This window comes from Massilia sp. P2_C2, from assembly GCF_056404615.1.
On the sequence record NZ_JBFUDR010000306.1, the window covers coordinates 1 to 7,159 of the forward strand.

The window sequence follows — 7,159 nt, forward strand, 5'->3', positions numbered from 1 at the left end:
TAGTAATCGACGGTCTCGGCCGGCGCCGCCGCGATCCCCTTGCGCTGCACATTGCCGATGCCCCAGTTGTACGCGGCGAGCGCCTGAGACCACGTGCCGGTTGCCCGGTACAGGCGCGCGAGGTAGCGCGCGGCGCCCGGGATGGCCTGCGCCGKGTCGAGCGGGTCGATGCCCTCGTCTGCGGCCGTCGACGGCATGAATTGCGCAATGCCGAGGGCGCCCGTTCGTTTGTTGACGGCGCTCGGTTTGTAGCGCGATTCCTTCCACAACTGCCACGCTAAGATTGAAATCGGCACGCCATTGTCCTGGCCCGCCGGGATGATGATTGCTTGGTACGGCTCGGAGCCCGAGGGCCAGCCGGAAAAAGTGCTTTTCAATTCGTCCACCGTGTCGGATAAAAGATCGGATTCTTCGTCGCCGGCCGTCGCCGCCGTCATGTTTCGGTACGCCTGCCATGCCATCACGCCCATGAGCGCGCCGGCCACGACGATGACGGCGCGCTGATCCATCAGATCGTCTCCTCGTAGAAGTCAAAGAAGCCGCTGAAGGTTGTCGCCCCGAGTGCGCCGCGCAGGTGGAAATTCCACCCCGGGAGAATGATGATTGGCTCCCGCGCCGACACGGTGAACCAATCCCCTTTCTTCATGAGCCGGGTGTACATTTCGTAATTGCCGACCAGAGCCGGGCCGGTCCAAATGCTGAATTGCGCTGTAGAACCTACCCCGCCAGAAATTTTGTTTGGTGCGCTGCGCGGCGAGTTGCCGAAGTTTGCCGAGCCAATGAACGCATTCGCATAGCCCATTTCGTTAGGGTCGGTGCTGTTCGTGTCGATCCACGAACACCCAAACTCCTCCACGATGATCCTCTTACCCGACCCGGCGGCATTGTTGAGGACGAGGTACGGAAAATCCGTCGTCGCTCCTCCAGGCATGCCGCCACCTGTGGCAAAGCACTGGCCCGAGAGCGTCCGCGCCTTACCGCCGTCGACCACGTCCACGGTGCCGGTMATGCGGTCATCTCGGAAATCGTAGATGCCGGCGAGGATGGTCCCGACGTTCTGCGCGCCGGTCCGGTCCTGCACGTCCACGCTCGTGAACTTCACGTTGTTGACGCCCTGCCCCGGCAGGAGATCGATGTATCCGCCGCCGTTCAGGCGTACGCGGATTTTTCCGGTTCCGTCCTTGTACTTGATGAACGTTCCGACCACGTCGATGTGCTGAGACTGGTTTGCGGCCAATGTGAAATCGAATTGCATGGCTTATTTCCCCAGACGTGGCGCAATGACGGCCGCAGCCGCCACCAGCAACACGCCGATCATGATTTTCTGTTGCGCCTGCGTCGTGCCCTTCGCGTCGGAATACGCGCTCTGGACGAGGCCCACCGCATTACTGAAGCTGTTCTGCGACATCGCAAGTGCGTCGCGTTCGATTGTCGACGCCCGGCTGAATGCGTCCAGCGCGCGCGTATCGTTCGCCTGGACGGCATCGAGCGCGCCATGAAACACGTTGTCGGCGTAGTCGTAGGCGTGCGCTACGGTCGCGTTCTGGCCGGCCGCGACGCCCGTCGCGAAGCCCAGCGCGTCAGACAGGCTGTCGTGCACGCTCTTGACCGCACTCGACGCGAGGCCCAGCGCGCCCGCGACGGCGCCGCCGTCCAACGTCGTGCTGTAGTTGTTCGTGACGCTCCGGTTGCTGCTGTCGCTCCAGTTGCTCGTGTTCGTCACGCTCCGGTCGCTGAAGTCGGCACTCGTCGTGTTCGTGCTTCGGTTGCTGCTGTCGCTCCAAAGGTTAGTCGTACTGCGGTCGCTGAAATCCGCGTTCGTCGTCGACGTGGACGTGTTGATGCTCCGGTCGCTGAAATCGGCGTTCGTTGTCGTGTTCGACGTGTTGACGCTCCGATTGCTCGCGTCAACGTTGCTCGACCACGACGAGGTGTTGTTCGTGGTGCTGCGGTTGCTCAGGTCGTACGAATTCATGTCGTACGTATTGACCTGACGCATGTCGTAGTTCTGTGTATTGCTGCTGGTCTGCTGCTTGCTGCCGCCGGACATATCAGATTTCCTTTCTCATCAACACAGCCGCTTTGCCGTAGCCTGCCGCCGCGAGCTTTCGCATCAGCCCGGGCCGGCGCGTCCACACCGAAACCGAGTTGCACCCGACGCCGAAATACCGCTCCACCTCGGGCAATACCTGCGTCGTCAAGTCGGTATTTGCCGCCAGTTGGCGCGCTACCCTGATTTCCAGTTCGGTACCGTTGTCGTGCTTGACCTGCTCGACCACCAGCACGGCCAGCGGCCCGCCCGCATCGCTGACTTCGAAGGCGACACCGCCGCCCAGCAGTTCATCGACGCCATACAGGCCGTCCGACGTGTCCCACTTCGGATTGCCGACCATCGGCGCGAGCGCGGCGCGCGCCTGTTCCAGGCTGAGACGAGTAAAGCGGGTCATTTGTGCTTTCTCAGGTAGTACAGGCCCGCGAGGATCGCCAGCAGCACGAGCGGATTGCGCAACATCTGCGACGCACCCAAGGCCGACATGCTGCGATCCGTCGACGTGCTCTGGCTCGCGCCCCTGCCGACGTTCACGGCCCAGCCCGAGTTATCGAACGTGACCGGACCCGTGGTTTGCTGCGCGTTCATCGGAGGCGGCGTGAGCGCCGCACTGGCGACGCTGCCGGCCGCCATGATCCCGGCGCTCCATGGGTCGGCCGGCACAGGGCTGTTGAGCTTAGCGGCCATGATGGGACGCGACGTACGCCAGCGCGAGGACGAGCAGCAGCATGCCGCCGCCACCCATGCCCGACACAGGCTGTACGGTCTGCATAGTCGTCGGCTGGCCGACCTTGTACAGATTGCCGTTCTGGTCGATGCCGTACGGCGCACCGCTTTGCGCGATCACCTGTGGGCTGTTCAGCTGGCGATCAACATACGAGTCGATCGCGAAGCCCAGCCGGGACAGCACCCATGCGCCCGCGTCCGGCTGGGGGTTGTTCGTGGTTTCATCCATGACAGCCCCCGGTTAGAACGCTTGCAGCGGTTCCAGCACTTCGACTTCGATGGTGATGGTCTCGCCGGCCGAGAAGGTGCCGAGCACTTCCATGGTTTGCGCGTCGCGGGTGTTCAGCACTTGCGACTGGTTGTCATCCACGATGGGATCGAACACGTACAACGATGCCTGGGGCGTCTTGCGGTATTCGGTTTCGTTGAAGTCGTTCAGCGCCTTAATGGAGTCTTCGATCACGATGCCGTTCTTCTTGATCAGCAGGCCCGTCATGTTCGCCGAGAAGAAGGCGATGCGCTTGAACAGCGAGCCACCGGCCGACACATCCATGTGCGGGACCGGCAGCGAGAACGTGCCGGCGGCGCCGATGGTGATCGTGGAGTTGTGAACCTTGGCGATCAGGTTGCGCGTCACGGCTTGCGCCGGGTCGATCTGCGGGCGGTTCGTTTCAGCCCAGCCCTGCAGGGTCGGTGCGGTCGCGCCGGTGATCTGGATTTCCAGCTTCAGGCTCGTGATACCGGCCGTGGTATCGATGGCGCCGAGGTTCTGGCCCAGTTCGGTTTTGCTGCGAATTTCCGCGAAGTCCAGCGTCAGGAAGTTGGCGTTTGCCGTGATGCCGCGATACTGGTTTCGCGCGTCGACGCGCGAACCTGTCGTGTCGTAGATCACCTTGCCGTTTGCCTTCAGCTGGATCGACGTCATCATCGCCTTGGTAAAAGTCGTGCCGCCCAGATTCAGAATCAGGCGTTCGATGGTGTAGCCCAGCAGGTTCGACAGGTCCAGCGTGGCGAGGCCGGTCGCGACGACGTTGTTGAACGGGAGGAGTTTGATACGTGCACCCATAGCGCCCTCCGATTACAGGTAGTTTTGCAGGACCGGCGTGCGCTTGGCGACGACGATGCCGGCGACGCCCAGCGCGGCGGCCTTGGCGGCCGGGTGCGGGACGAACTTGTAGACGGCATACAGCATGCCGAGGGCCATCGCCATTTTGGTCAGTTCAGTTTGCGACATTTCTTGTCTGCTCCAGAAGTTGGAAAAATTCGTGTTGGTCAACGAGAGATTCCATGTTCCGAGAGCCCGGCCGCAAAGGCAAAAACCTCGCCTAAGGCAGCGCCCTTAGGCAGCAATGAAAAATGGCCCCGAAGGGCCAATTTTTTTTCACGACGTGGCGAAATTATCGGAATCGGACCTTGCCGCGATCCTTTGCCTTAGTCACCGGGTCGTAGCGAATCCACTGGAACGGCTCCAGCGCTTCCAGTTCGCCTACAGGCACGCGGGTCTTGCGGGCGATGTAGTCGATGTCCTCGCCTCGCGACGTGAACAGCAGGTAGTCGGAGGCGTTGCCCATGGCCGTCTTGTCGGCTTCCGCCCAGCGCTGTGAAATGGCATAGATGCGCATGCCTCGCTTCAGGCCGCGCCGGATGATGATGCCCCAGTTACCGGGCGCCTTCGATGGCGTCGTGACGTCGGCCAGTTCCTCCGCGATGATCGCGAGCGGCGCCACGTAGCGCGCCGCGTAGTAGACGCACCCACACCAGAAATCAAACTCGTCCTTCAGCGAGCCCCCGGCCACGTACGCGACGCGGATATGCCCCTTTGCCTGCATTGCCTCCAGCAGTTCACGCCGCGTCGTCACCTTCCGCCAGCCGGGCAACTGCGCCCACTGGTCCTCAGGATCCCACGCGCAGATGCGCCGCTCGTTCTTGACCTCGTTCGCTACCTGCGTCGTCTTGCCGCACCGGGACGCGCCTGAGACGACCGTCAGGCGCCCGTCGACGGTCTGCAGGGCGCTCATCCGAGACGCACCGTTTCCTGTGCCTCAGGCGCCTCGCCGGCCGGTTGAACGGCGACTGCCTTAGGCACTCGTTTTTCGCGCGCTTCAACGTCCGACTTGATGCCCTGATAGGTCGCCATCGCGATAGGCCCGCAGACGACAACCATGGCGATTTCTTCGCGATACCGGCCGCCCACGTCGCCCAGGTCGATGCCGTATTTCGTCAGGACCGGGCCGACCGTCATCGCCACGGCGCCGCGCGCCTCGTCGGTGTACACGTCGGCCAGCGACGGATACAGGCGCGACAGGAACGGAATCGCGATGTCCAGCCCCATGCGCACGGCGTTGCTGTTCTGGTCGACCTGCGCGGCCACCTCTGCCGCCGCCTGCGCGGCCTCCGCGTCCTCAAGCGCCTGCAATTCCACGTTCGGCTCGTCGGCCGCCAGCATCAGGCGGCGCAGGTCTGCGGACTGTTCGGCCGGCATGGCGGCGCCGGGTTGATTTTCGTGATCCATTACAGCCCCGCGAAGTCAAAGCCCTTTCGGGCGGGTTTCGGTGCCGGCACGGGCGCTGGTTCCGGAGCGGCCGGCGCCGGCTTCGTGCCGATCTGTTCCAACAGCTTGCGCGCCGCCGCCGTGTGCGGCCGCGCGAAGCCGCTGGCCTCGCAGCCCGCATCTTGGCATTCCCACTTGAGGATGCCCGACGCGGTTTGCTTCAGTGCGGTCGGCTCCCCGCAGCACGGGCACTTGATCTTGCCCAAATTCTTGGCGGCGGCGGCAACCATTACGACACCACCTGCAGCGAGGTATTCGGGAACGAGTGATGCTCGCCCGCGTCGTCATCGAATTTCACGATGCTTTCGCCGTCGACGTCGGCCGGGCCGATGTACACGCCGACTTGGCCGTTGCGCTCCAGCGATTCATCCACGACCTTGACGGCCGAATAGACTTGGGTCAGAAGGGTCTTGCTCATTTCAGTTGTCCTTTCAGGTTTTGCCAGTTGAGATGGTCTGCCAGTTCGCGAAAAAACTGCTTCGCCGGGCCGGGCAGTAACAGCCCGTACTGCTTGATCAGCGCGCACGCGCGCCGTTCCAGTTCGGTGCTCTGGTCATTCATGGGCGTACTTCCGTTGCAGGTGCTGCAGATGGCTCCCCGCGTGCCGTGGGGAGTGTTTTTTAAAGCGTTCGATGGTGTCGCGGTTGGCCGCCTTGCTCCAGCCCTTATCACCCGGCCGATTGAAGCCGGCGTTATGCGTGCGCTCGTGACGGACAGGCCCACAAGGCGCGGCGCCGGGGGCTGGTGCGCCGCATTCCGGACGAGTCCAGGCGGGGGCGCCCGTACAGTTATTTACACCAGTCCGAGGGCGGCCAGTCAACGCCGCCGACGACCGGCCGTCGCTGATGGTCCACCGATAGTGAACCCCTTCGAATACCTCCAGCGGGAACGCCGACGCGTAGACGCCGACCGGCTTGCGATCTTCGTACGTCGCGTACCTGCCGTTGATCGTCACCGGGCGCGCCGCGATGCGCACGGCCAGCGCGCGTCGCATCACGGCGGGGCCGCCCTGCGCGCGCAGGTAGTCGGCAAAGCTGGCCTGCTTCGCCACGGCTGGATCGTCGGATTCGATCTTCTGCGCCGCCGCGTGCGCCGCACGCACCGCCTCAGGCGCGTTGAGCAGGGTTTCGGCCTTCACGCGGCGCAGCTCACGCCAGATGCCTATAGGCGCACCGCCGATCTGCTGAAACTGGCGGATGCCCCACACCTGTGACCAGTACGTGACGCGCGCGGACGGCGTCAACTCCATGCCGCCGAACAGGTCGGGCGCGATGATGTACGTCGTACCGTTTTCGAACGTCTTGTGATCGCCAACGCCGGCACCGTCGATGTTCTTGCTCACGTACTTTGCGATGTAGCCGGCGGCCGTGCCCTTGCCGGCTTCGATGCGGACCAGCTTGACTCGGTTCGCCTGCGCGCCGGCCTCGTCGCCGTCCTCGCCCAGCGCGTGCGCGCGCACGGCCGCGTCCATCCGCTCGACGTGCTCTGGCGCGACGAACAACAGGAGGTGCCAATGCGGACAGCCATCGCTGTGCGGCTCCGCGATCCGGAAGCCGTACGGCCGGATGCCGGCGCGATGCAGCGCGGCACGGATGCGCGCCCACACGGCCACCAGATACGCCTGCGCATCGCGCGGCGTGGCGCCGTTGTATTTCGCGTTCGTGCCGCCCACGCTGTGAAACTTCGACGGGCACGTGATGGTGAAGAACATGCCCACGTGGCGCAGCACGTCGGCGCATTCTTCGAAGCCGCGAATACGCGTCATCAGCTCGCCGCGACGCAGTGTCTTGTTGGCCGTGCCCTTGGCGGCCAGCTCGGCCAGCGTGAAGGAC

14 protein-coding genes are annotated in these 7,159 nt (G+C 63.7%); all 14 read right to left on the reverse strand.

Going from position 1 to position 7,159, the window contains the following annotated elements:
• Positions 1–509 (reverse strand): transglycosylase SLT domain-containing protein (locus AC1DYX_RS25390; RefSeq protein ID WP_477264037.1); only part of this gene is annotated, 509 nt, incomplete at its 3' end.
• A complete protein-coding gene (locus AC1DYX_RS25395; RefSeq protein WP_477264039.1) occupies positions 509–1,255 on the reverse strand; it encodes a hypothetical protein in 747 nt (248 codons plus the stop codon). The genes AC1DYX_RS25390 and AC1DYX_RS25395, both read right to left, overlap by 1 nt.
• Before the next feature lie 3 nt (positions 1,256–1,258).
• Complete coding sequence (locus tag AC1DYX_RS25400; RefSeq protein ID WP_477264041.1) at positions 1,259–2,050, reverse strand: hypothetical protein; 792 nt, start codon at positions 2,048–2,050, stop codon at positions 1,259–1,261.
• A 1-nt stretch (position 2,051) separates the two neighbouring features.
• A complete protein-coding gene (locus tag AC1DYX_RS25405) occupies positions 2,052–2,447 on the reverse strand; it encodes a hypothetical protein (protein ID WP_477264042.1) in 396 nt (131 codons plus the stop codon).
• Positions 2,444–2,737 carry a hypothetical protein gene (locus tag AC1DYX_RS25410; protein WP_477264044.1) on the reverse strand — a complete coding sequence of 98 codons (294 nt, stop codon included), beginning with the start codon at positions 2,735–2,737 and terminating at the stop codon, positions 2,444–2,446. Before AC1DYX_RS25410 ends, AC1DYX_RS25405 begins: the two co-directional genes overlap by 4 nt.
• The gene (locus AC1DYX_RS25415; RefSeq protein WP_477264046.1) at positions 2,727–3,005 is read right to left on the reverse strand and encodes a hypothetical protein; all 279 of its coding nucleotides are present in this window, start codon (positions 3,003–3,005) and stop codon (positions 2,727–2,729) included. Before AC1DYX_RS25415 ends, AC1DYX_RS25410 begins: the two co-directional genes overlap by 11 nt.
• 12 nt (positions 3,006–3,017) lie before the next feature.
• Positions 3,018–3,842 (reverse strand): major capsid protein P2, encoded by an 825-nt coding sequence (locus AC1DYX_RS25420; RefSeq protein ID WP_477264048.1) that lies wholly within the window; start codon positions 3,840–3,842, stop codon positions 3,018–3,020.
• Between the two features lie 12 nt (positions 3,843–3,854).
• The gene (locus AC1DYX_RS25425; protein WP_477264050.1) at positions 3,855–4,010 is read right to left on the reverse strand and encodes a hypothetical protein; all 156 of its coding nucleotides are present in this window, start codon (positions 4,008–4,010) and stop codon (positions 3,855–3,857) included.
• A 163-nt stretch (positions 4,011–4,173) separates the two neighbouring features.
• Positions 4,174–4,794 (reverse strand): hypothetical protein, encoded by a 621-nt coding sequence (locus tag AC1DYX_RS25430; RefSeq protein WP_477264052.1) that lies wholly within the window; start codon positions 4,792–4,794, stop codon positions 4,174–4,176.
• A complete protein-coding gene (locus AC1DYX_RS25435) occupies positions 4,791–5,288 on the reverse strand; it encodes a hypothetical protein (protein ID WP_477264054.1) in 498 nt (165 codons plus the stop codon). The genes AC1DYX_RS25430 and AC1DYX_RS25435 overlap by 4 nt, the downstream gene beginning before the upstream one ends.
• Positions 5,288–5,557, reverse strand: coding sequence for a hypothetical protein (locus AC1DYX_RS25440; RefSeq protein ID WP_477264056.1), 270 nt, complete (start codon positions 5,555–5,557; stop codon positions 5,288–5,290). Before AC1DYX_RS25440 ends, AC1DYX_RS25435 begins: the two co-directional genes overlap by 1 nt.
• Positions 5,557–5,745 (reverse strand): hypothetical protein, encoded by a 189-nt coding sequence (locus AC1DYX_RS25445; RefSeq protein WP_477264057.1) that lies wholly within the window; start codon positions 5,743–5,745, stop codon positions 5,557–5,559. Before AC1DYX_RS25445 ends, AC1DYX_RS25440 begins: the two co-directional genes overlap by 1 nt.
• A complete protein-coding gene (locus tag AC1DYX_RS25450) occupies positions 5,742–5,888 on the reverse strand; it encodes a hypothetical protein (protein ID WP_477264059.1) in 147 nt (48 codons plus the stop codon). Before AC1DYX_RS25450 ends, AC1DYX_RS25445 begins: the two co-directional genes overlap by 4 nt.
• Positions 5,881–7,159 (reverse strand): replication endonuclease (locus AC1DYX_RS25455; RefSeq protein ID WP_477264061.1); only part of this gene is annotated, 1,279 nt, incomplete at its 5' end. The genes AC1DYX_RS25450 and AC1DYX_RS25455, both read right to left, overlap by 8 nt.